The organism is Gemmatimonas aurantiaca T-27, assembly GCF_000010305.1.
GTDB lineage: Bacteria > Gemmatimonadota > Gemmatimonadetes > Gemmatimonadales > Gemmatimonadaceae > Gemmatimonas > Gemmatimonas aurantiaca.
The window spans coordinates 2,636,448-2,659,287 of record NC_012489.1 but is presented as its reverse complement, the minus strand read 5'-3'; the positions used below and the strand labels follow the sequence as shown (position 1 = coordinate 2,659,287).

The following is a 22,840-nucleotide window of genomic DNA, read 5'->3' as shown; positions in this document are numbered from 1 at the left end:
TTGGGCGCCGTTCTGTTTTCACGTCTCAAGCGACAGCCGCACCGAGTGCGACCATCGCCCGGAACACCTCGGCAAACTGCGCGGGCACTTCGACCGTGCCTTCGCCGGGGATCGTGACGAGCACTTTGTTCTCGGCCTCGACCGGTCGGGTGCCGTAGCCGCCAATCCCGTGCACGGCCTTGAACATGGCTTTCGCGATTTCGTCAACACTTTCGGTGGCCACCGAGGCGCCGGCGGTACCGATGGACGTCACCGTCGCTGCCTCGCGGCGTCCCTCTGCCGCCGGCACGCGCGCCGTAATCGCCGTGCCGATCTCCGCATCGGTGTAGGCCTGGCCCGGGTCAACCCAGTGCAGCTTGCCACCAACGCGCACAATATCGGCCGGTGAGAGCGTCTCTTCATCCTCGATCAACACACCGCTGCGCGTGAATAGCGCCTTCACACCCTCGACGTCGCCCTCCCACGCACCGCCACTTGCGTTCTCGATGAGCAAAAAGATGCGGCGCCGCAGGGCATTCTCTTCGTTGCGAGCAATCGGCGGTGAGGTGAATGTGGCACTGTTGCCGGAGGCCTCCGCAATCGCCGTGGTGTTGTCTTCGAACGGCGGATACTCCGTGAGCGTGATTGACACAGGGATCATGACGATATTGGCGTCGTCGCTTTTCCCACCGAAGATGTCCACGAATTCTGCGCCGGGTTCGATAACGGTGACGGGCACGCCGAGCTCATAGCGGCCGTACGCATCGTGTTTGAATCCACCGCTCGTGTAGGCACCGAGTGTTGCATTCGCGAGAGCGATGGCCGCCTTGGTTCCACCGGCCCGCTTCGCGTACACCTGCAGGTTAGCCGTATCGTGCGCCAGTGTCGTCACGGGCAGCCCTGTGCTGCCGTCGATGAACTGCACATCCACAATCAGGCTGGCCGTGCCCGCCTGTCGCATGTAGTCGCGTGCCATAGAGTTTCCTGCCGTCAGGCGGCGAGAAGTTGATAGACCGTGGCCGCACGTCGCGGCTGGAACAGCGCCGTCCGCCAGTTGGCGGCGAGCGCCGTCCGATCAGCGGCCGAGAGGACACCGGGAACCAGCGCAAATCCTTGTGCGGTCATCGCTGCCGTGTTGCCGTCGCCCGGACCGAAACGGATGATGTCCGTGGTATTCAGGGCGGGCATCGTGTAGCTCACGGCATTCGACCACATGCTCGTCGCGCCGAACCACACCGCAGTGCCGTTCGCGCGGAACTCCGTGATCAGCACGACGGGGGTACCATTCGGCGCGGTGGCCGTCGGATTGATCCCCGTGCCGCTATTCACGACGTGAATGGCACCGCTACTACCGCTGGCGCCATTGCCCAGAATGTTCGCGCCGGCGGACGTCACTCGCCGGCCCATGGGAATCGAGACCGCGCTACCAGTGCGCGGACAGATGAACACCGACACCATCGTGTAGGGATGCGTCCACCCAACCAAGCGCCCGCCCGCCGCGCACGAGAGATCGGCGCGGTCGCCCGATGTGAGTAAGCGGATGCCATTGGCTTCGGTGATGTCCGCGCCGTTGAGCAACGAAAACGTGGCGGCCTGGCCGATCTTCGAGGCGAGCGGCGTGCTGGCGCTGGTAAAGTCCCACGCTATGACGTTGGAGACAGATAGTCCCACTATTCCTCCACCGCTGGGGCGCCAGCGAGCAACGCAGCCGCGTGATACGCCATGTAGTAGATCTCTCCGGTGGTCTTGCGATCGAAGCCCTCAACGGCGTTCAGCGCGTAGCGGATATGGCGAATATCCAGTACATGCGCGCACATATCGCGTGCCGCTTCGTCTCCCTGTCGCGCCCATTTCCACCCATACAACCACGCCGTCATGATGGAGTAGGTGCCGTTTTCTGCCGTGGTGTTCTCCGGCGGATTGGTGAGGCCGTACGGCATCCCATAGATCGGGTACCCTGACGCGGTGCTATTGCCCGCGAGTCGGAGCTGTGAGAGGCACAGGTCCGCGATCACATCCAGCGCCGCGAGGATTTCGTCGCGCGTGTCGATGCCGGCATTGTACGTGATCCACAACGCCTCGGCCGTGATAAACTGAAAGGTCGGCAACATGTCGTATGTGCCGTTCAGTGCGTTCGGTCCACACAGCCACAGGTTTTCCGGTATCCACGCTGGGACACCGCCCGCTCCGGGCACGATGCTCGCCGCGAGGTTCTTGTAGCGCGTGATCAACGCCTGCACGCGGGTCCGCATCGAGACCGCCACCTGCGCGCCGCCCGGACGTTGGAAATGCACCCCGCTGCTCAGGTTAATGTGGCGATGCTGCTCGATGGTGGCGCCCAGTGCCGCCCCGCGCAGCTTGCGTCGAGAGAGTTGGCGCGGATACACCCAACTCCCGTCCCCACCAAACGATCCCACGGAGCTGTACCCGATATCGGACATGCTCTCCGCCCCACATCGCTCGAGGCCGATGCGGGCATACTCCCAGCCGGTCAGCACATAGATCGGGAACCACGTCAACCCAACACTCCACTGCTCCCCAGTGCGACCCGCCTCATCGCCGGTGGATTCGTAGCCACTGGGGTTCATCATGAGCCCCGGATCGACGCCGGGGTCGAACGTGGAGGAGACGATGTAGTACGAGAACGGCATGCGAGTGAGCGTCGTCGGCACATTGTCGCTTTGATGCCGCCGGAGGCATTCCGCCAGGTAGTCGAGATTGCCCGTGCAGATGTAGCGACACGCGAGGGCATACTGCTCGTCGTACTGCGCCGCTTTGGCTGCTTCGGTGCGGGCGTTCCAGATGTCGTGCCCCGTCGTCAGAAACTCCCGCACGTTGTCCGGGATCCCTGGGTGACGGAGCGGCACCAGTGGCATGGGGACGATCTCCGCATCGCACAGATACTGATCGTCCGTGATGCCGAACAGCGTTGCCGCTGCCTGCCAGCTGCGCGGGGACAACTCGACCGCATCGGCTGGTGCCTCCATATCGGGCACGGTGCGCGACATTCCCAGGTGCACGACACAGGGGATCTCTTCGAAGGGCGCGCACTCGGCGTCGAACTCGACGTACACACTGCGATAGCTGCCATCCCGGTGCCGCGTATCCAGCAGCTTTGCGAACACGCCACCCGCGGGCTCTACGCCGTTGACGAGAATGCGAAACGCACTCACGCCCTCACTGCTGGTGAGTACTCCTTTGGCGAAGGGCACGGCCCCGCGAAAGCGCGCGTTTCCGCTCCCACCGTCATAGCGCTTCAATTGTGCGGGGATGCCCGCCGGGGCCGTCCCGATCGGCGGCTGGTAGCGCCGCCGCGTGAGTAGCATGGCCTTACTCATGTGCGAAGAACCCCACGATCAGTCCGAGGATGGTACTGCCAGCGACGATGCCCCACGTGGGGCGTTTCTGTAGCTCGTGATCACGCATCGCGATGGTGTCCGCGCGCGCATGCGTCAGCACAGTGAGCCGCACGATCTCGGCCGAGTCGGCCGCTTGTCGGAGATGCACCGCCGCACGCTCTGCGATGGCCGCGGCGCGGAGTTCACTCGCTGTGGTTTCGACGGCCGTCGCCGCCACGACGAGCAGGCGCACTTCAGGCAAAGCCGCGACGGGCGCCGGAAGCGCCGCGATGGCCGGCGCGAGGCGCGTGCGCGCATGTTGCAGTGACTGCTGCGCGGTGTCTGTCCGCGCTTCCGCACGCTGCTGGTTCTCCGCAAGGCGTGCCCTCAACAGGGAATCGGATGCTGCTACCGCACGCTGTGCATCGCGTTTGCCGCGCGCATACTCGGCCGCGCCGAAACGATCGACGGCGGAACCGTGTGCCCACACAGCGCCGATGAAAACGCTCACGCCCACCATGGACCACAACACCGGTGCCGGCACGTGTTTGAGGATCGCAGCGCCGATCGAAGCGAAGGGGATCATGGCATCGCCCCCGCCATCTTCCACAGCGAATCCCGTTTGCCTTCGGCCATGAGCCGTCGTGCCCACACTGGCGCACGCGACATCGACTCCCACGCAGCGAATTGTCCGTGCGGCCAATCCTTGAGTTTCTTCCAGTAACCGCCCGCGACGAGCCCGCACGCCTCGTAGTAGCGCGCGAGCCACTCGAAGAATCGCGGATACGCCCAGCCGCGCTTTCCGTGCACGATGTCGATGGCGAGGCCCCAATAGTGGAACCCGGTGCGCGCATCACTGACGTTGGTGACGATCTGCCCAGGGCGCGTGCGCCCCTTCTCCCAGTGGTACCACTGCAGTGGAGGGGACCGCCACGTTTCTGCGATGAGCGGCTCTCCCCATCCTCCCTTTCGCACGCGATCGAGGACGCACTCGACCTGGATGCGCATGCCAGGCGGATAGACATCAAGTGAGCGACAGGGTACGTAGTGCCACAGCGTGTCGCGCCCGGTGAGCGAGTGCTCGGGCCAGCACGGCTTCGGCAGTGCAACGAACGGATTCCCATTCGGCGGCGTGACCACGCGCAACCCAGTGGTGTCGCTGCTCTGGGCGCGCACAGCGTGCTCGCGTGAGAGCGAGGGGTAGAGGCTCAGCGCCAGTGCGCTGACCACCAACAGCCACGCGAGGGGGCGTGACAAAGCCCGTCGTCGGCGTGCGTTCGTCAGTGCGTCGTGCATCAGGCGGCCTGCTGATCGTTGAGGTGGCCGCTGCGCCGAGGCAGCATATCGCAATACCGAGCAAAGCGTGCCGCGTTGTCCCGCGCATATTCTCGCGCCTCCCGTTCGAGATCGTGGTCATGGTCATAGCCATCCCGCACCAAATCGACGAGATAGCGACGGTAGTACTCCCAGAAGCCCAGGCGCTTGCGCTGCAGGACGTGTTGGAATTCGTGCGTGAACAGCTGCGGCGACACGTCGGGGCCGTCTTCGCTGAATCGCATGTGCACACCCAGCGTGACACCCAGTGTGAGACGACTCGGGCGCAGGTGCTCGGGCAGAGGTGTGCGGCCGGTGTGCCGCAGCGCCCAGTCGTTGACGCGGCGCGGCAAATAGCGCAGCCAGGTGATCGCACGGGGCACGCGTGCATTCGTCGTGGCTCGCACACGTATGCCTTCCACCACCATGATCTTTGATGTGCTCATGTCCCCTCCGCTGCTTCGAGCATCTCCACACGGACCGAGATCGCATCGGTCGTGGACTCCACGAAATCCACGCGCTCATTTACCGCTCGCACTTCGTTGCTCAGCACGGACAGCTTTTCATGCAGCGACTCCGTGCTGTGCTCGTGCGAGAGCTGGGCGAGATCATACGACGAGCGCATGCCGCGGATCTCGTCGGTCATTGTCGAGAGAGATGGGGTGATCTCTTCGCGGATCAATCGCTTCAGGATCCACGCCCCGATCTTGATCGCGGCCGTGCTGATCGCGGTGAACGCGCTGCCTCCCCCGAGCACAGCCAAGGTGATTTCAAGCCCTGGACTCATGTGGTCGGCTCTCCGGGTTGGGGATAGTCTGCAAGCCACGCGGCGATGCGGGACGGCGCATCCTCTGGTGTGATGTGTGCCGGGTGCTCCGGTGGCAGCGCCGTGAGGCATTGCACAGAGAACTGTGCGCCCGCGATCGTGTCGTCGTCGTCGAGGTTGATGGACTGCGACAGATCGCGCAGGTCGGCCAGTGTCTGCAGTGCAGCCGCCAGTTCTGGATCGCCGACCACATTGGCCCGCATCACGTTGAGTGCGACCTGTTCGACAAACGACAAACGGCCCATGAAACGGCGCCGCGAGATGCTCCGGCTGGTGATCGGCACGAGACGCCCAGTGATAGGCTCGATCGTGTAGCCGTCCGGTAGACGTGCCATCAGAGCAGCTCCAGCACACGACGACGCGGTAGCACGCCGCCGAAGACGAAGCCCGTGCGCCATTGCTGCGTGCCGCGTACCGGCTCGCCCTCGGCATCGATCCATTCGTTGACCCGCACACAGGTCGTGCCGCCGTTGCCCCAGACGCCCAGGATCGCGAGCGCGGCGGAGCGATCGCCACGCACCGCACTGGCGCCGTTGCGCACGAGCTCGAGCTGCACACGCCCATCGGCATGGAGGTGGCAAATCGCACTGCAGCGATCTCCAATGGCGACCGGCACCACCGACGTCACCGCCGACGTGTCGTTGTCGTGTGTCCACACGATGGTGTGCACGTCCTCCTCGCCAGCGTCGTCGAGCTCTCCGGCGAGGCGCAGCCAGGCCCCCAGGCCACTCTCGGCACAGAACGACCACAACGGCCCCGGGCCGAGGTGCACCCACTCGTAGCGCAGGGTCAGTGGGCCGTTGTCCCAGTGCAGGCGATCGGTGTGCGGATCGTTGTAGATCAACGCTTCTTCGGCGCTGAGGAGCAGCGTGTCTTCCTCACGCACTGTATCGCCATCCCAGTCCGTCGACGTGAACGCGAGATCGGCGGTGGGAATGGTGCCACTCACGCCATCGCTATCGTGAATCGTGGCGGCCACCGTACGACCGGCATACAGCGCGCGCATGCCGGGATTGAGCGGACTCGCGACACCATCACACGCCCGCCAGCCCCAGCGCGAGCGGCTGCGCAGCGTCGGTTGCCGACCATCGTATTTGACGTCGGTTTGCTCGGAGCCGAGTGGTGGGATGAGAGTCACGCGGCCTCCGCCAGGTGGTATCGCCACCATCCGCTGCCGGTAGACAGGCGTGCACGGGGATACTGGCCATTCCACCGATCGGCGTGTTCCGGCGACACCTTCCACCAGCCGCTATTCAGTGCGAGGGGCCGCCAGTGGTAGACGTTTGTCTCTTCGCCACTGCCATTGCGTCGCACGATGGTGTTCGGCGCGTCCATGCGAATCGTCGCCGTGTCCTGTGCATCGACCAACGCTTCCGGGCCCGGGATCACCAACGCGAGCTGCGCCAGGCGCACACCGGTTGGCGATTCCAGGATCAGCCGCACCTCTCCAGAGAGCGGACCTACGAGCGTGATGACGCCACCGACCGACAGGCCCCCAACCATGATTGGCCGCGGCGTGGTGGAGAGGCGCACGCGACGCGGGTGGCGATGGTACGCCACCGCATCGGCGCAGCGAATCGTGACCGACACCAACCACGCTTGGCGATCGGGCGACACAAACGCCGACGTCTCTTTGAGCGCGCGCACCGTCACTGGGCCCGCACGCCCACGGCGCACCGATTGCGGTGCATGCGGCCACCGCAGCTCCAGCAATCCGCTCAGCCAGTCGCGCAGCATCGCGAGTTGCATCTGCAACTGATCGATCGACACATCGATCAACGCGCCCTCGAGCACGATATCGAGCGCCGGAGCAGGGGCGAGCTCCTGATACTGGCCACCGGTGAGGCCCTGAATGCGCAGCGTCTCCGGCAGCACGCGCGTCACGTCATCAAGCCAGCCCTGCGGCCGCTGCAACACGAAGCCGAGCCTCTCGAGCGGGCAGTCGTTGATCCATAGCATCGTCTCGATGCGCCGTGGCGCCGGCGGACGCGGCGTGATCGCGCTGCCCGTCGGAGGCGGCTGAAACAACCAGGACATGGGGCCGACGGTAAACACTAGCGCACCCCTCCCACGTTTCCGGCCAGCACGGTCTCACCCAACAGGCGGGCGCCATCGCGCCCCACCTGGCCAATCTCCACGCGGGCTACTGGCACTCCTGGACGCTCCACAATGGTCGTGAGCCGCTCGAGGCGATCGAGTTCCTCGATATGCACGCGCCCGCCCAGGACGAGCGGCGGTATCATGCCCGTGAGCCCGATGGCGGCGGCGAACATCGTCGACAACTCTTCGATGTCGACGGAGTCCTGCACACGCGGCTGCGCTCGCTCGTCAAACAGCGGCGCACAGCGCAGCAGCATTTTGCTGGGGTAGCTATCACGCGTGTACGGCGCATCCTTTGCGTCGCCGGCGTAGAACATTGACTCGTCGTGCAGCACCCATTTCGACGCGTCGCTCGTGGGCCCGCCGCACAGCCGGGCACGATACCAGCCGCTCGCCGAGATCACCGCTTGTGCGATCACTGTGACGGTGCCCGCCTCGGTGTCGATGAGGATGCCGTCGTCTCCGAGTGCGCCCCAGCCGAGGATCTGCAACGCCGCATCCTCGATCGCACAACTTGGACCTTCGCCGGCATACCAGTCCGCCATCGACAATCGAAACTGCGACCGCAACGTGATCGTGCGCGTCGCGCCGGGCATCACGTGGAACCAGCACTGCGGTGAACGCCAGCCCGGTGTGAAGCCGAAGATCTCTCCACTTCCGCCGACTGCGCACATCAGGCGTAGCAGCCCCCCGGTCTGGCGATCGGTTGGCCCCAGCACCACCGGGCGTGTGATGTGTAGCAGCGCGTCGTTCGGCACGGGCGCACCGTTGGGAGCGGTCAGCACCAGGCTCGCGGCGCCGCTGCCATCGGACGTCACCGTGGACGCCACCTCGAGCACATTGCCATCGAGCTCAAATACCGTCTCGCTGGGCACGCGATACAGCGCGGTGGGGGCAGTGGAGACCCCATCCCACGCGCTGGGATAGCGATCCCCGCCGCGCACGAGGATCGCGCTGGCTGGACCCACGACTGTGGCCGCCACGACCATCCACGCATCCGCCGGCCCCACACCATGCCAACCGCTCCAGACCCGCGTGCCGGCGCGCACGGTGACCCCTCCGGGCACGGTGCAGGGCACTGAGACGGTGCCGTCGGCGAGCCATGTCCCGATCCCCCCCACGACAAACGATCGGTCTGGCGTGTGCAGCGTGTCGGCACCGGACCAGTTGTGTGTGGCCAACGCGGCGATGGGCTTGAGGTTGAGGGTCGTCGCGCCCCCGCTATGGGCTCCGCTCACGCGCATCGTGCGCGTCTCGCGCAGCCACGTGAGCGCACAGCTTCCGGCCCACGCGTCGCCGTAGACGTAGATGCGCTGCTCGTTGCCGATCCACCGGCCCTCGCCATCGAACAGCGGCACACCCGCGACCGCGCCCGTCAGTCCCACGAAATCGAGCGCGGCCGGCGCACCGATCAGATCCGCCTCGAGATACGGCGCCCCAGCGAACACCCCACCGCCGACGATGGTACCGATAAACCGCAGCACGCTTCCGCCGCCGGGGTGCCACAACCACTCAGGGAGATTGACACCGCCGCCGTGACGCACGAAGTCGAACAGCAGCGTGCCCGTCATCGTGTGATCGGCGGTGTAGATACGCAGCCGATGTGCACTGACGACCTGCACGTTGGTGCCCAATGCCACGATGGGCGGATACTCGGCCCCTGCGCCGTATGCGGCGTACCGGGCCACCAGCACCTCCGCATCGTCCTCATGGATATCCAGTGCGACGAGATTGCCGTCGAATCGCTCGCCACTCGGACCGACCAGGCGCAGGTCCCCTGGGGCACCGCCGCCATAGCGGTCGCATCGCGCGAAGGCCGCGAGCCGCTGCGCGAGGGCGGCATTGCCCACATCGAGATGCAGCCGCCCGCTGCTGTGCGGAGTGCCCGCCACAATCGCCAGCGCGGCCGTCTCTAGACGCCGCATGCGAATGGCATCGTTGTCAGCCATCGGCGCCGGCAGGCCCGACGCCAGCGGCACGGACAAGGCGCCGTTCGCGTCGGGGATCGCGGCGGCCGTCAGCGCGCTGCTCCAGCCCTCCTGCGTGATGCGATCGTGGGCGAGGATGCGTCGCCCGGGCGGCGTGATGCCATCCACCAGCATAGGCGTCCCAGTGCCCGTGCCTCCGGCTCGACTCCCGTTCGCGCGGAAGCTGAACGACACCCCCATCTCGTCGCGCTGCACGGCGACGCCGGTCGCGGGCACGAATCCGAACGCCTCCCAGCCGGTGAGGCCATTCTCGTGGCCGGCGTTCACGAGATACTGCCGCTCCGGGCGACCACCCGGCACCTCCTGATCGCCAACCGCGTAGCCCCATCGGGCGATCGATGCCGGCAGGGGGATCAACTCGAGCGGCGTGCCGATGCCATCGGCAACTAGGCTGACGATCTCGCCCACTGCGGGCGCTTGTGCGGCGGCAACGGTGACGGTGCTGGCGCTCGCACTCGACGCCTCGATCGGCATGCGCACCAAGCCCTCAGCGCGCTGCAACCAACACGGATCGAGGCGCAGGGCGGGATGGCCGGCCCACATGCCATCCTGCAGGATGGGCGAGCGCGTGCCGGTGATCTCGCGCAGCTCTACCGCCACAAGCCCCCCACTGGGCGCACCCACACTGGCGACGCGCCAGGCGTTCTCGGCAAACGAGGCCGCTTCGCTGTCGGGTGTGACGGCATCCCCAGCCAACCGATACAGCGTCGGCAGCGCCTGCGTGTCTTCGTTGATGCCAAGGCGCGCCAGGCGGTCGCCATACCGCAACGGTACAATCTCCGCCTCGATACCCAGGTCGGACACGAGGTCGAGCTGTTCGCGACCATCCGGGCGGTAACTCCACCGCGGTTCACACACTCCGCGGTCGAGGACCTGTTCGAGCAGCTCGCCGCGGGTCTGTCGTTTCCATGCCCACTGCAGCGGCTCTGTTTCCAACACGCTGCCCAGCACAATCCCGTCTAAGCGATCGGAGACGAGGTTCGTGAAGACGAAGCGCTCCAACACTTCACGCACGGTGGCGCGCACATCGAACGAGTAGACCCAGCGGCCGCCGAGAAACTCGCGAATCACATCGCTATCGGAGAGCTCGTACACCCTCGGCCGCAGTGTCGCGATGCACTGCAATCCCTCGGGGCCCAGCGTAGCGCGTTGCCGACCGACGCAACGCATCTCGACATAGTCGTTGCGCTCCCGGCGATCGATGCGAATGACCGGCCTCCCTTCGAGCCACGGCCACGCGATCTCTGCGAGCAATACGAGTTGCGCCCCACCCCGGCCCGTGATGTCCCGCACCAGCTCTGTGCCATCGAGCGCGACACCGAGATCGGCCAGCGGCCGACCACCCGCTGACGTCCAACCGTCCATGACGGTGCACGCCCAGCTCATCGCACCCCCCGATACTTGGCGGAGCCGCGGAACTTGACATCGGTGACTGCCCGCTCGCCTAGCTGCCGCACCACGAGATCGACCAATTCCCGAGCGGCCACCGTCGGCGTTTTGCCCTCAGGGCTGAGGGCGCCGATATGCACGGTGATCGGGCCGATGATCACGGCTCCCTCGCTGGAGCCCATCGTGCGCGTCGGGAACGCGGGGAACGAGAGCGCTGCGAGCGACGGCGCAGGGCCGAGCGCGCGCAATAGCGACGCCAGCTCCCCTTCGCGACCGGTGTTATACCGGATGTCCGACAGGAGGCCGGCCATGGACTGCGCTGTCAGCTCGCTCGCCGTCATGAAGTCACCGACCACGGTGGTGCTGCGTGTTCTCGGACGTACAATGGCCTCGCTGTCGCTCAAGGGGCGGCCCGCGCTAGCACTGCCACCGCTACCGCCACCATTGGACGCAGCGGCCTGTTGCACGTCCTGCGTCGCTACGGCATAGCGGGATTCGATACGCCCGACTTCGTTGCGATACGTATCGTTGATTTGCGCGATGATGGCCGCAGACAACTGCAGCTCCTCGGCTCGCGCCAAGGCGTCATCACGCTTCTTCTGCGCCGCTCGAAGATCCGCTTCACGATCCCGCCCCGACGACCGCAGGTAGTCGTCTATCACCTGGTCGGTGAAGTCCTGCGTGGCGCGGGCCGCTGCCTGGGCCGCCTCCTCCGTTTGCTGCAGCGAGGCGACCAAGCCACCAAGGCCATTGTTCGTGGCGAGAATCGCCGACACCACCTCATCGCGGGTCATGCCAAAACGCTGCATCACCTCGTCGTCCGTCATGCCCACGAGCGAATCGTAGATGGCACGCAGATGGGAACGTGCGGCATCAAGGCCTGCCGCGGAGCTGGTGTCGAATTCCTTGGACAGCTCGGTGAACACGGCGCCGAAGGACTGCATCTGCGCCACGAGTGCCTCGCCGCCCTCCAGACCAAACAGCTCGATGCGATTCGCCGCCCAGACACGCCGGCCATCCCGATCGGCACGCGCTTGCGCCGCCTGTTCCGCCACCTGCGCCGCAGCTTCGGCGATCGCGCTATTGATGACGCCAAGGAATTGCTCGAGCGCATCCAGATAGACTTGCTGCTCAGCGTCCAACGTGTCGTTGGACAGCAACGCTGCGATCTGCGCTTCGATGGTGGCCTTGAGATTCTCGCGGCCCGCGCCGGTGTTGATGTCGCCCACCAAACCACTCGCAAACGGCGCGTCCGCAAAGATCGTGCGCAGCTGCTCAAACTGCTCCGCGGCTGATAGCCCGAACAACCGCACGCGATCGTTGAAGCGTTCGAGCTTGGCAGCAAGCGGATCCAGCACGTCCGGCAACGATGACAACGCGCCGTCGATGTCGCCCACAAATCCCTTCAAGAAGTCGAGGACCTGGCGCTCCTGCTCGTCGATCACGCCGTCAGCGGTCATCGACTGGTAGATACCCGCCACGATCTTGCGGGCAGCGCTGAGGCCTTCCTCGCTGCTAAAATCGACTCCGTCGAACGCACTCCAGATCGACTTGTCGAAGAGCTGTACCATCGCGCCAACGGAGCGCTGCAAACGCTGATTCGCATCGCCACCAAGGAACGTGTTGTCGTCCTCGACACGCTGCATAACCCCAGCACGGTGACGCGCCGCTGCGGCGGCCATCGTCTCGGCGGCGATGATGTCTTCCAAGGCGTCAAGGTACTCGCGACCCACATCGGTGGTGTCCTTGCGCGCAGCACGCAGTTCCTTCTCAAGCTCCCGTTGCGTGCGGAGCTGCTCGGCCGCTTCTGGCATGCCGGCCGCAATGAGCCGCCGCACGCCGAGGTCCTTGATGTTCTCGCGGACCTGTTCACGGGCGGCGGCTTCGACCTCTTCCAACGACCGCGCGAGCTCGTCGAATCCCGACGCCACGGTCGCGAGCTGCTTGCGCCCCTTCTCTGATAGCCCGCCAATCGCCGCAATCGCTCCGGTGATCTCGTCGCGCAATTCGCGCAGGCGCGCGCTGTCGAGTGAGCGATCGTCGACGTTCAGCTTCATCCCGCCGGCAGCAGCCGCCTGGCTGGCCAACTCCCTCGCCTGGCGCTGCGCACTACGGATCGCCTCAGCAGCGCCCGTCTGCGGATTGGCCGCCGCCACGAAGTCCTCCAGGGCCGCCCCGAACTGGCGGGCAGCCTCCCGCATCTCCTCGGCACGCTGCTTGGCTCGCGTCCCGAACAGATCGAGCGCGTCAGCAACTTGCGTGACGGCACCGATGACCTGGAACGAGCCCGCAATCGCTTTCGCTTGCGACGCCGCGCCGTTGTCACCCTTCACGGAACGCAGGAATGCGCTGCCGCCGATGTTGAAGGGCGAATCTGCAGCGATGGCCGACTGGATGCTGCCAACACCCCCCATCAGCGGGCCAATGATGCCAGCCACGCGGGCGATGTGTTCGCCACTCTTACCAAGACTCGTCGCGATGCTCGTCGCCTGGGCGGCCACATCAGCGATGTGGAGCGCCAGGGTGCCGGCGTGCTCGGCCGCCTGCAGCATCTGCACGGCCACCGGATCGGACGCCATCTGCTTCCAGCCTTCTTTCGCCGCATCGATCTGCTGGCGCATGTCGAAGGCATGCATGGCGGCGCTTTTGATCTCGGCCTTCTGCTCCGTCGTCAACTTGATGCCGAGCTTCTGCGCCGCAGCAATCGCGTCCTGTTGCGCGGCATTGCCCGCCGCTTCGCGATCACGGGCCTCGGTGTATTCCTTGTAGGCTTTCGCGCCCTTACTAGCTGCGGTGGCTTCCTCGATTAACCGCTCGGCGGACTCTTTGCTGTCGCGCTTCAAGTCGTCCACAAAGGTGGACTGTTTCTGGAATTGCTCGAGACGCTTGGCGACGGCGTCACTGACATCTTCGGCTGCCCGGGCGATTGGATCCGCGAGATCCGCGATCTGCTTTGCTAGGCGCTTTTCGGCTTCCGTCGCTTTCTCCGCAGCGGCAGCGGCCTTCTCTAGTCCCTCTTGCTTGTTGAGGGTCGCGTCACGACTCACGGCCGCCGCGGTAACGCCGTTCAAACGCTTTGTCGTTTCCGCGTATTCCTGAGAGAGCGCACGCTCCACATTGCGGAGCGTGCCCGCGTTCTCTTCTGCCGCTGCACGACGGCGATTGAATGCCTCCATCGCCGCACCACCCGCGTCGAGAGCAGGCGGCAGCTTCTTCAGTACCGCTTCCAGCTCTGCGATCTCCTTTCGGACGACCAGAAGACCACCGCGTCGGATTGCATCAGCACGGGCCTTGAGAGATTCGTTCTTGCCCTCGTTGGGATCATCGTACAGCTCATTGCCGCTAAACAGGCTCTGTTGACGCTTCGCGAGTCCGGCAACATCTCCAGCGCTTGCCATGCGCCGAATGTCACCGATGATGCTCTCGGCCGCCTCACGACTCCGCTCTTGGGCCTGAAGGAAGAGCGCCGCGAAGGATGTGATGACGATCGCGATCCCTGAAACCACCTTCCCCTGCGGACCGAGGATGTCGGCGAAGTTGCTGATTGCGCCGCCTAGGGCGAGGACCTTTGCCGATCCCTGTGCCTCCATGGCGTAGAACGCCTGGGTGAGTGCTGCAACGCCCTTGGCGGCCTTCTCCGTGTACTTCTCCAGCTCACCGACACCACGGCCGCCTTTCTGCGTCGACTGCTGCGCGGCAGGGCCCAGCGCTTCGAGCTCTGAACGCACACGCTTCAGTTCTGCAACCGCATTGTCCACGTCGCCGGTGAGCGTGGCGACCATTTCGGTGACTTTCGTACTCACCGATCCCCTCGCTGCGCCTTGCGCTTCGCATTGGCTTCACCGATGCGCTGCTGTTCATGCGCGGTGAAGTTGGCGGCCACCGATTGCGGGAACGACCAGCGACGAATCAGGTGGGCTGCGTCGATCTTAATTTCCAGCGCCATGCCAGCGTAGAAACCGCCCATACCGAGGCGGGAGCGCTCCTCACCGGGTTCGCTCTGTGTCGCGGCCATCATGGCCATCACATCATCGGCATGCAGCGTCCGATGCTCGATGTAGATCGCGATGAAGTCGGGCCAGAGCAGGGACTGCGTCCACTCCGGTGGCTCGATCGCGCCAGAGTCACCGAACGGTAGCTCTGCCCCCTCGCTCAACAGGATCCACGCCCAGGTGCGCATGGCTTTGCTGTGAACCAGCGGTGCCCAGCGACTGGCTGCGACATCATCTGCATCGGTCGACTCCAACAGCGACACGAGGCTCAATGCATGTGATGCCAATGGCGCGGCGATCCGGTCGATGGTATCGAGCCAGGCGAGCGCATACGGGGCCTTGGGATGTACGAGGTAGTCGTCTCCGATCGAGAGCGCGACCGGCCGGGGCTGCCGCGCTGAGGATCGCGCCACCACTTCGGCGATACGCTCGCGTGCCTGTTCACGGCCAGCTTCCCGCATTGTGCGGCGCTCACCGAACGCCGTGAGCTGCGCATAGCATTCGATCCACGCGTCGTGACCGGTCAGGGGGTTGTTTGCCCCACCGGGGAATGCGGCGGCCGCCTCTTCCTCTGTTGCCAGAGGCGCAGAGACTGCACACAACACTCGCCGGAGCTTCGTGCAGCGATCCCGAAGCCCGGAGAGTGAGTGCTGCCGCCTGGCGCGATTGGACACCTTACTCGACCCAGAGGGCCTTGTGGGTGTACATGCAGCCGACCGTCACGACGGCCGGATTGTTCTTCGCACCGAATGCCGAATTGACCGTGATCGTCGGCACGGGATTCAGCAGGAGCAGATTGCAGACCTTGTTGTTCTTGTACAGCCCCGTCAACAGGTACGCATAGTCACGCTGTGTGCCGATGTTGTCGGGATGCACGAGAGCGCGGTACGGATCACCTGCCGTGCCATCGCCACGGACGTGACTCTCGTCAATGCCGTACTGCGAGAGGACGTTCTCCAGCGAATAGGCGCGCTGGCCCCAACTGATGCCCATGTCGCCCATCTCGGGAGCACTCTGCCAGATCTTGCCGTTGGCATTCGCGGCACCCACCGAAGCGGTTGACGAGGATCCGGATTCGGTGGCCGAGCCTTCTTCGATGTAGCCGAGATTGATGTCGTTGAGCAGCGACACCACTTCGTCTTCGGCATGCGCGAACAACAGCGGCACCTTGAGCGGAATGGGCGCCGCATCGGCCGGAATCGAATCGATCTGATACACGCACTGGCGCAGGCCTTCGCCCACCTGGATGTACTTGCTTGCCGAAAAGCCAGCCTTGGCGAAGGCGAGCGACGGATCGTCGATATCTCCGTCCGCCGTCACCAGCGTGGTGAGTGGCGTGGTCAGGGGTTTTACCAACTTCTGAATGGAGATCAGCCGACTCAGGATCTCCGCGTCGTCAGCAATGGAGCGCATAGAAACCTCGGGTTAGACCCAGCTATCGGTGTATTCGAACGGAATGTTGAGGATGACGTCGAACTGCCCCGCGCCGGCTTCGGGCTCTGCGACGATCAGTTGCATTTCCATGGGCATATCGATCTGCTGCCCGTCGAGGAGCAGCACGCCCATACCCATCGCACGAAACGCATTGCGGATGCAGCGTTCGGCGGCGCGCATGATGCGGCACGCGGAGGCAAGCGTAGTCGCGGAGTTGCCCTGCACGGTGATGCCCTGCAACTGCAGCACGAGCGGCGCGATGCGTGGGCCCGACTGCAGGTCGGTGTGCGGATTGCCAAATGCGTCGACATTGAGGCCAATGCCGACCTGTAGCACCCACACGTCCGCACTCGCAACCGGCGGTGCACCGGACGCCACGAGATCGTCATCGGTGCTGTTGTAGATCTGCACCAACGGCGGAGCAGGACGCCCAACTGCACGCGGTACCAGCGGGATCAGGATATTGATGCCCGTCTCGGCGTGCGCGAGGACCTGAGTGATCCAGAACGGCAGTTCAGGCGTGATCATCGCAGCGGTTGAATGGCGTAGTAGTCGAACAACGAGGACGGCCGCTCGAGCTCACGCTCGATGCGGTAGGTGAGGGACTCGGCGGGCACGGCCACCGTGCTCCCCTTCCACGCCACGCCGGCGAACGCGCCGCGCTTCACCTTGAGCACTTCCTGCTTGCTCGTGATGGCACGGCCGCCGACGTCGCCTTCGACGACGGCGTCGTCGAAGAGCGCCCGCGTGACATGGGGCGCGGCGCTGCAGACCACCGCCTTCGCGAAATCGTCTAAGACGGTGTCTGCGTCGTCGGGCGCGTACGGGGACGGCACGGATCAGCCGAGGACCTGCATGGCGCAGGTCGCGTTGGTGCGCACCGGAACGACCAGCGGCGAGGACTGCGAGAGTACCTGCAGGCTCGACGGGTTCCACTCCGTCTTCATCTTCGTGAAGATCGGCATGGGCTCGAACTGCGCCTCGAAATCCTTGATGGCGCCGTAGTGCGTCGTGCCTTCCACCGCACCGAGCATCAGCGCCTCGCCTTCGGCCAGCGCGGGCTGGTCTTCACCGTTCTCATCTTCGAACCACGCGTCATACGTGTAGAAGAAGAACCCATCGGCCTTACCGCGATAAATCAGGCCTTCCGTCTGCGCCTCGTTGAAGTTGAGGTCACCGACCTTGATGTCCTTCGTATCGAAGATGTCGTCGATCCGCGGAATCGAACGGAACGCGTCATAGCCCGCCGATTCCAGCACCACGTGGCGACCCGCCGATCCCGACAACTGGACCAGCTTGCGACTGCGACCGCGCAGCGTCTTGAGCGGGTCGGCGGTGGCGGTCTGCCCCCAACGATCACCCCCCGTAAGGGTGTTCTCGGCCTTGCTCAGGTCTTCGTCGCGACCGAAGTCAACTTCGACGGTCGGGTAGTCCTCGCCCGAGATGATGACCTTGGCATCACGCAGGCCTTCCACCGCCTGGCGTTCGAGCGTGCGATCGATGACGTCGCGGTGCTCGGTGAGCTCCTCGACGATCGCGGCGTCGACGCGCTCCTGGGGAGACATGGTGCCCATCAGCGATTCACCGGCCATGCGCTTGAAGGCGCGATCCGGATCGAACGCGGTGAGCTCCTTGATGTACGCCGGCTGAAACGAGTCGGTGCGGAATCCCGTGAGCTGGCGCGGCTTTCCCGGCGAACGCGGATGCACATAACGAGCGGTCACACGGCGCTTTGTCTTGACGTCGAAGACCACCGTTTCCGTTTTGTGGGTCTTCACGTTGCTGAAGAACATCTTGTGCAGCCCGTTCTGCAGCGAGATCAAACTATTGATCGTCTGCGAGAGCTCGGCCGTGTCGTACATGACGTTGAGAGTGCCCATCAACGCGACGCCGCCGAGGAACGGGACCAGATCCGGACTGCCACTCGGCAGAGCTGTGACCTGTGTCGGGGGCGCACCGCCCGTGGCGGTCATCAGCCACGCCATCGAGCAGAGCGCGGCCAACAGGAAGAGCGCGAAGGCGCCGAAGTACTTGGTACGCATGGTGTGTGGAGTCTCCGTGAACGCCGCGCTTACGACGCGGTCGGGATGATGTGGATGTCCCGCAGCCGCAGCGGCTCGCGGACCGTGGCGAGGGAGTGCCCCGCGCCGTACGAGAGGGCCGAACTCGCGAAGTCGCCTCGGGTGTAGGCCAGCACTTCCACCGGGGCCGCCGTGGCATCGGCGTCGTGCATGAGGACCACCTGCGGCAAGTGACTCCCGTCGGTGGCCGCTGTCGCTGACAGCTTCACCTGGTTGGCATCATCACCTGCGAGAGCCACGGTGATCGTGAAGCCGTCGCCCGCGACGAAGTCAGTGGCGTCGGAGATGGTGAAGCCGAGTGGCCCGGCATACGCGACAGCGACCGTCACCTTGCTGGACACGACGATGCCGTCCGGACCCTCGAGCTCGAAGACTCCCGCATTCGATGCCGGTTCGATGCAGGTGAGTTTGTAGACGCCGGCCTTCACGCCAGCGCCCAGAGTCACAGCACCAATGGTGCCGCTGCCCACGGTGTTGCCCGCATTGGCGGCCGGCGTGGCCGTACCGAGCACTCGACCCAATACCGCGCCCGCTTTCAGCGAGCCCGCCATGAGTACGAACTTGCCGTTCAACGCATCCCCTGAGAGCAGAAACGCGCTCGGCACGTAGGGCGGATGCTGTGTGTAGTGCGCCAACGACGACATGATCACCTCCTGAGTTGTGGCGCCACTGATGCGGCGCCTGGATTGCGTCGCCTCAGCGCGTCGCGGATGTGCTGCCGCGGAGCGCGGCAGGCACGGACTGCGGGTTCACCTTCGCGTAGGTGCTGAGCAGGCGGCCCGCGCCCGCCTTCATGCCGGCGGGTGCGGCATTGCCGCTCACCTTCGGTGCGTTCTGGAGGCTGGCGTCGTCGCCGCGCAGCGCCTTGAGGCGTGTCATGCGGCGTCGATCGCCCCCTTCGAGCAACTGCATGGCGGCCTGCTCCTTGGTGCATGACGGATCAGCCAGCAACGGCTGCAGCGCCTCGATGCCAAAGCGCTCACCGTAGGCACCGACGATGGCCATCACGCGGGCATTCTCGGCCTTCACACCGGCCGCGTGCGCCTTCGCCTTGGTACTCTCGGGCTTCTTCTTGTCCTCGTCATCGTCTTCCTCGGCGCCGTCGTCGGCCGCGTCGAGCTCTTCGTCCTTCTCCTCGTCGTCCGTATCGCCTGCGCCATCCTCGGCTGCATTGAGGTCCTCGTCGTCCTCGTCCTTCTCCTCGTCTGCTGTGGTGCTCGCGGGCGTGGACTTCGGCGCCGCCGTGGTGAAACGCTTCGCCGCCGCCTTGGGCTTGGCCTTCGGAGCGGTCTTCTTTGCAACGGGCATGGTCACCTCCAGAGAGTCGCTGCGATCTGCAGCGGTCAGTGAGGCCAGCAAGGCCTCGTAGGTCGTGACCGCATCGGCCAGACCGTGGGAAACGGCGTCGACGCCGACAAACACGGCGCCACGGCCGTACTGCTCGTAGATCTGCGATTCCTCGACGCTGCGACCGAGGGCCACCTGGGCGTGAAACACAGCCGCCAGGTCGTCAACGATCTTCTGGCATCGGGCCTTCGCTTCGTCGGTGGTCGGATCGTGTGGTTTTGCCGGAGTAGTACTTGACACGATCGTGATAACGTCGATGCCTTCACGCTTCAGGCGGCGCGATACATCGTGTGCCGTCATTCGCACACCGAGGTTCCCCGTCAATGCGGTGTTGTTGACATGGATCTCCGTGCACTGCGCCGCGAGCCAATACGCCGCGCTGCAGCAGTCGCCGCCGACGTAGGCGTAGACCGGCTTCCGTTCTCGCGCAGCACGTATCTGCTCTCCGAGTTCGGAGCAGCCGGAGACTTCACCGCCAGGGGAATCGAACTGCAGCACCACCGCCTCGACTCGGTGATCGTCGAGCGCAGAGCGCAGCTCCAGCGCGAGCGTGGTGTAGTCGACCGCCCCACACACAGCATCGAACCAGCTGGCCCGGCGCGTGAGGACGCCGGTCACCGGGATAGAAGCGATTCCATCCCGCATCGTGACCAGACGCGTGTTGGGAAGTGGCGTGCCGGCGAGCTGCTCGAGCGCCGTGGGCTCGATGCGCGACACGACAGCCAACAGCCGCTGCAATCCCGCTTCCGAGATGGCCCACGGAGTCGACAGCACCGCATTTCGGATCGTGTCTGGGAATCGTGCCGCACGGGGAGACCGTGGCGCGCTGGCACTGCGCTGTGCTTCATCGCGTGGCATCGAGCAACGTCCCCTGGATGAGGTGATCAATCGCCGCATCCGCGAGGGAGCGCTTGGCGCGAGGCTTCGGCTTGGCGGTGCGGCTAGCGGCTATGCGCGGTCGGCGGCGTGCGAGCCGTCCGTCGGTGCGTTCACGCTCTGGGACCGCCTCGCGATCGTCGTCCGAACCCCCCTCGTCATCCTCACGGCCAGTGTCGTCGGGACGCATCATGTCACGCGGCCGGGTGGGCTTGTTCGGCAGAGCAGTGGCTGTGGCGGGAACTTCCAACCCATCGGTGACGCGCCGCTGCGTCTCGCGCACGCGGACTTCGTGGACCTGGTCTGCATCCAACCCGGTGAGAGCCGTTGTCTCGTGTTCAATCGTCGAGAAGCCAGCCGCTACGCGACGCTCCGCCGCTAGAACGGCCTTTAGCTCATCGAGCTGCGTCTTGGACGGGCCACGGAACTCCACGCGTAGCCACGCGGCTCGCATGAGCGGATCGTCGTGGAAGCCCGGCGCGTCGACGTAACCGCGCAGCACGCACTCGTCGACGAACATCTCGTAGATCGGACCAACGCCCGTTTCAACAGCCCACGTCTGACGCCGATCGAAGGCACGATAGGCCTCCTGCATCGCCGCTTGTGCAGCGGTGTAGCTCGTCTGGAACCGCTTGAGGATGAGCTCTGGCGGCATGCCGACGCCGGCGCCGGTGTGCGCCAATACCTCACCGAGGAACGCGGTCAGGTTGATGTTCGGGCGATTGGTGCCGGCGAGCGTGATGTCTTCACCAGGCTCCAATCGCGCCACTGCGCCGCGCCCAAGGCGAAGCTCCTGCTTATCGGGCGGCGGGCCGTAATGTCGACCATCGCCGTTGCCGAGCGACTGGATGATCTCCTGGTCATCGAACTCGTCGCCCAGCTGCGTCTTGACGAATACGGTGAACAGCGACTGTACCAGCGACGCCGTCAACTCATTCGCGATCCCTTCGTCCGACTGGCGCAGATTGCGCAGCACCGTCGCAAGCAGCGGCACGCCACGGGGCTGATCGAAGCGCCGCTGTTCGAGGATGTGCAGGATCTGTCGGTCGCCTGTGTCGGGCCCGTACACCGGCAACTGTTCCCACGTCGTCGGAGCATAGAACAGGCGCTCGCCGGGATGCTGCGACCCAACCCAGATATGGGAGTTGCGGCGCTCCTCGTCGAACACGAGGCCGTCTTGCAGCCACTCGCTATCCCATCCACCATTGGGATTGGACACGCGAGGCGCTTCGAGCCACTGCAGCTTGAGGCCCAACAGATCCCCAGGCCGCTCACGAAACCGACGCACCGCGAAGGTGTCACCACCGGCGATCGCCGATCGCAGCATGCCCCACTGCATTTGCAGTCCCGTGAGGCGATCGCTGTAGTGGAGACGCGTGGTGTCGTTCACCATGCGCCACAGGCGACGTACCTGCCGAACAAAGGTCCGTGCCTGATCTTCGGTGATGTCGAGTAGCTCGCGATCCGGTGTCGGCACCGGATAGAGCCCAGTCCCGATGACGTGATCGAGGTTGGTCTCGGTGATGCCTGCGGCAAGCGGCTGATTCCGATCAGCGTCGTAGGCGCGAGCGCGCAACGTGGGCAGATCGGGCAGGGTATCGGTCGCGGCCGAGCCAAGCGTGGGGTCCCACAGCTTGAATTCGCGGACATCGCGGCGTGCAGATTCATAGGCGCCACGACTGCGACGCACCGGACCCGACACCATGGCGGAACGCGTTGGCACCGCACCATCCGCGTTCAGAGCACGTAGACGTCGTTGGGCGGCCACATAGCGCATCGCATTTCGGCGCGCCATCAGAGTGCCACTCCGTACGTGGAGATGCGATGCTTGCGCTGCAGCCGTGCCAGCTCGCCTTCGAGCGCGGTCTGACGATCCTGCAACACTTTCAAATCAGCGCGCTGCATGGTCCGGTTTTCCGCACCATAGGCCTGTCCGCCAGTCACGATGCGACTGATGGCGACCTTCACTTCAGCAAGCGACTGCTCGACCTCGGTGATCTTCTGCGCACGCGTCATGTGCGCATGTATCAGCAGCGCAAGTCACTTCCGCCATGTGTTTCGCAATTTTGCTGTCCCACGAATGGGACACCTTTGCATCAATAAAGTGAGATGACGAAAGAGTCGTGAAATGGAGGGCATTTCTCCTCTGAAAACGCATGCCAATTGGCAAACTCTT

Annotated in this window: 21 protein-coding genes; all 21 read right to left on the bottom strand. The window is 64.9% G+C overall.

The genetic code is table 11. The features are described from left to right. Positions 1 to 25: 25 nt before the first annotated feature. Positions 26 to 955: a hypothetical protein gene (locus GAU_RS11705; protein ID WP_012683760.1), complete on the bottom strand. Its 930-nt coding sequence runs from the start codon at positions 953 to 955 to the stop codon at positions 26 to 28. Between the two features lie 14 nt (positions 956 to 969). Then, entirely contained in the window at positions 970 to 1,650 is a 681-nt protein-coding gene (locus GAU_RS11700; protein WP_012683759.1) for a hypothetical protein, read from the bottom strand. Then, the gene (locus GAU_RS11695; protein ID WP_156799003.1) at positions 1,650 to 3,317 is read right to left on the bottom strand and encodes a hypothetical protein; all 1,668 of its coding nucleotides are present in this window, start codon (positions 3,315 to 3,317) and stop codon (positions 1,650 to 1,652) included. Before GAU_RS11695 ends, GAU_RS11700 begins: the two co-directional genes overlap by 1 nt. Beyond that, a complete protein-coding gene (locus GAU_RS11690) occupies positions 3,310 to 3,903 on the bottom strand; it encodes a hypothetical protein (protein ID WP_012683757.1) in 594 nt (197 codons plus the stop codon). Before GAU_RS11690 ends, GAU_RS11695 begins: the two co-directional genes overlap by 8 nt. Further along, positions 3,900 to 4,613 (bottom strand): M15 family peptidase, encoded by a 714-nt coding sequence (locus GAU_RS11685; RefSeq protein ID WP_012683756.1) that lies wholly within the window; start codon positions 4,611 to 4,613, stop codon positions 3,900 to 3,902. The genes GAU_RS11690 and GAU_RS11685 overlap by 4 nt, the downstream gene beginning before the upstream one ends. Further along, positions 4,613 to 5,077: a hypothetical protein gene (locus GAU_RS11680; protein WP_012683755.1), complete on the bottom strand. Its 465-nt coding sequence runs from the start codon at positions 5,075 to 5,077 to the stop codon at positions 4,613 to 4,615. Before GAU_RS11680 ends, GAU_RS11685 begins: the two co-directional genes overlap by 1 nt. Continuing rightward, positions 5,074 to 5,418, bottom strand: coding sequence for a hypothetical protein (locus GAU_RS11675; RefSeq protein WP_012683754.1), 345 nt, complete (start codon positions 5,416 to 5,418; stop codon positions 5,074 to 5,076). The genes GAU_RS11680 and GAU_RS11675 overlap by 4 nt, the downstream gene beginning before the upstream one ends. After that, the gene (locus GAU_RS11670) at positions 5,415 to 5,792 is read right to left on the bottom strand and encodes a hypothetical protein (RefSeq protein ID WP_012683753.1); all 378 of its coding nucleotides are present in this window, start codon (positions 5,790 to 5,792) and stop codon (positions 5,415 to 5,417) included. Before GAU_RS11670 ends, GAU_RS11675 begins: the two co-directional genes overlap by 4 nt. Beyond that, the gene (locus GAU_RS11665; RefSeq protein WP_012683752.1) at positions 5,792 to 6,595 is read right to left on the bottom strand and encodes a hypothetical protein; all 804 of its coding nucleotides are present in this window, start codon (positions 6,593 to 6,595) and stop codon (positions 5,792 to 5,794) included. The genes GAU_RS11670 and GAU_RS11665 overlap by 1 nt, the downstream gene beginning before the upstream one ends. Next, the gene (locus GAU_RS11660) at positions 6,592 to 7,494 is read right to left on the bottom strand and encodes a hypothetical protein (RefSeq protein ID WP_041265486.1); all 903 of its coding nucleotides are present in this window, start codon (positions 7,492 to 7,494) and stop codon (positions 6,592 to 6,594) included. The genes GAU_RS11665 and GAU_RS11660 overlap by 4 nt, the downstream gene beginning before the upstream one ends. 17 nt (positions 7,495 to 7,511) lie before the next feature. Continuing rightward, the gene (locus GAU_RS11655; RefSeq protein WP_156799002.1) at positions 7,512 to 10,910 is read right to left on the bottom strand and encodes a hypothetical protein; all 3,399 of its coding nucleotides are present in this window, start codon (positions 10,908 to 10,910) and stop codon (positions 7,512 to 7,514) included. 17 nt (positions 10,911 to 10,927) lie between these two features. Next, a complete protein-coding gene (locus GAU_RS11650) occupies positions 10,928 to 14,737 on the bottom strand; it encodes a hypothetical protein (RefSeq protein WP_012683749.1) in 3,810 nt (1,269 codons plus the stop codon). Then, complete coding sequence (locus GAU_RS11645) at positions 14,734 to 15,387, bottom strand: hypothetical protein (protein ID WP_169307670.1); 654 nt, start codon at positions 15,385 to 15,387, stop codon at positions 14,734 to 14,736. The genes GAU_RS11650 and GAU_RS11645 overlap by 4 nt, the downstream gene beginning before the upstream one ends. Positions 15,388 to 15,601: 214 nt before the next feature. After that, positions 15,602 to 16,339 carry a hypothetical protein gene (locus tag GAU_RS11640; RefSeq protein WP_012683747.1) on the bottom strand — a complete coding sequence of 246 codons (738 nt, stop codon included), beginning with the start codon at positions 16,337 to 16,339 and terminating at the stop codon, positions 15,602 to 15,604. Between the two features lie 12 nt (positions 16,340 to 16,351). Further along, positions 16,352 to 16,888, bottom strand: coding sequence for a hypothetical protein (locus GAU_RS11635; protein WP_012683746.1), 537 nt, complete (start codon positions 16,886 to 16,888; stop codon positions 16,352 to 16,354). Further along, positions 16,885 to 17,196, bottom strand: a complete 312-nt coding sequence (locus GAU_RS11630; RefSeq protein ID WP_156799000.1) for a head-tail joining protein — start codon at positions 17,194 to 17,196, stop codon at positions 16,885 to 16,887. Before GAU_RS11630 ends, GAU_RS11635 begins: the two co-directional genes overlap by 4 nt. 3 nt (positions 17,197 to 17,199) lie before the next feature. Further along, on the bottom strand, positions 17,200 to 18,402 hold the full coding sequence (locus GAU_RS11625) for a major capsid protein (RefSeq protein ID WP_041265483.1): 1,203 nt from the start codon (positions 18,400 to 18,402) through the stop codon (positions 17,200 to 17,202). A 29-nt stretch (positions 18,403 to 18,431) separates the two neighbouring features. Then, on the bottom strand, positions 18,432 to 19,085 hold the full coding sequence (locus tag GAU_RS20925; RefSeq protein ID WP_012683743.1) for a head decoration protein: 654 nt from the start codon (positions 19,083 to 19,085) through the stop codon (positions 18,432 to 18,434). 52 nt (positions 19,086 to 19,137) lie between these two features. Then, entirely contained in the window at positions 19,138 to 20,646 is a 1,509-nt protein-coding gene (locus GAU_RS20920; RefSeq protein WP_012683742.1) for a S49 family peptidase, read from the bottom strand. Beyond that, positions 20,633 to 22,459, bottom strand: a complete 1,827-nt coding sequence (locus GAU_RS11605; RefSeq protein WP_012683741.1) for a phage portal protein — start codon at positions 22,457 to 22,459, stop codon at positions 20,633 to 20,635. The genes GAU_RS20920 and GAU_RS11605 overlap by 14 nt, the downstream gene beginning before the upstream one ends. Next, a complete protein-coding gene (locus GAU_RS11600; RefSeq protein ID WP_012683740.1) occupies positions 22,459 to 22,680 on the bottom strand; it encodes a hypothetical protein in 222 nt (73 codons plus the stop codon). The genes GAU_RS11605 and GAU_RS11600 overlap by 1 nt, the downstream gene beginning before the upstream one ends. Between the last annotated feature and the right edge of the window lie 160 nt (positions 22,681 to 22,840).

Excerpts from the sequence above, each read along its gene's own strand:
- GAU_RS20920 (WP_012683742.1), bottom strand. The coding sequence starts at position 20,646 with ATGCCACGCGATGAAGCACAGCGCAGTGCCAGCGCGCCACGGTCTCCC.
- GAU_RS11670 (WP_012683753.1), bottom strand. The coding sequence starts at position 5,792 with ATGGCACGTCTACCGGACGGCTACACGATCGAGCCTATCACTGGGCGT.
- GAU_RS11705 (WP_012683760.1), bottom strand. The coding sequence starts at position 955 with ATGGCACGCGACTACATGCGACAGGCGGGCACGGCCAGCCTGATTGTG.
- GAU_RS20925 (WP_012683743.1), bottom strand. The coding sequence starts at position 19,085 with ATGTCGTCGTTGGCGCACTACACACAGCATCCGCCCTACGTGCCGAGC.
- GAU_RS11695 (WP_156799003.1), bottom strand. The coding sequence starts at position 3,317 with ATGAGTAAGGCCATGCTACTCACGCGGCGGCGCTACCAGCCGCCGATC.
- GAU_RS11635 (WP_012683746.1), bottom strand. The coding sequence starts at position 16,888 with ATGATCACGCCTGAACTGCCGTTCTGGATCACTCAGGTCCTCGCGCAC.
- GAU_RS11600 (WP_012683740.1), bottom strand. The coding sequence starts at position 22,680 with ATGACGCGTGCGCAGAAGATCACCGAGGTCGAGCAGTCGCTTGCTGAA.
- GAU_RS11645 (WP_169307670.1), bottom strand. The coding sequence starts at position 15,387 with ATGCGGGAAGCTGGCCGTGAACAGGCACGCGAGCGTATCGCCGAAGTG.
- GAU_RS11690 (WP_012683757.1), bottom strand. The coding sequence starts at position 3,903 with ATGATCCCCTTCGCTTCGATCGGCGCTGCGATCCTCAAACACGTGCCG.
- GAU_RS11685 (WP_012683756.1), bottom strand. The coding sequence starts at position 4,613 with ATGCACGACGCACTGACGAACGCACGCCGACGACGGGCTTTGTCACGC.
- GAU_RS11675 (WP_012683754.1), bottom strand. The coding sequence starts at position 5,418 with ATGAGTCCAGGGCTTGAAATCACCTTGGCTGTGCTCGGGGGAGGCAGC.
- GAU_RS11660 (WP_041265486.1), bottom strand. The coding sequence starts at position 7,494 with ATGTCCTGGTTGTTTCAGCCGCCTCCGACGGGCAGCGCGATCACGCCG.
- GAU_RS11680 (WP_012683755.1), bottom strand. The coding sequence starts at position 5,077 with ATGAGCACATCAAAGATCATGGTGGTGGAAGGCATACGTGTGCGAGCC.
- GAU_RS11655 (WP_156799002.1), bottom strand. The coding sequence starts at position 10,910 with ATGGACGGTTGGACGTCAGCGGGTGGTCGGCCGCTGGCCGATCTCGGT.
- GAU_RS11640 (WP_012683747.1), bottom strand. The coding sequence starts at position 16,339 with ATGCGCTCCATTGCTGACGACGCGGAGATCCTGAGTCGGCTGATCTCC.
- GAU_RS11625 (WP_041265483.1), bottom strand. The coding sequence starts at position 18,402 with ATGCGTACCAAGTACTTCGGCGCCTTCGCGCTCTTCCTGTTGGCCGCG.
- GAU_RS11605 (WP_012683741.1), bottom strand. The coding sequence starts at position 22,459 with ATGGCGCGCCGAAATGCGATGCGCTATGTGGCCGCCCAACGACGTCTA.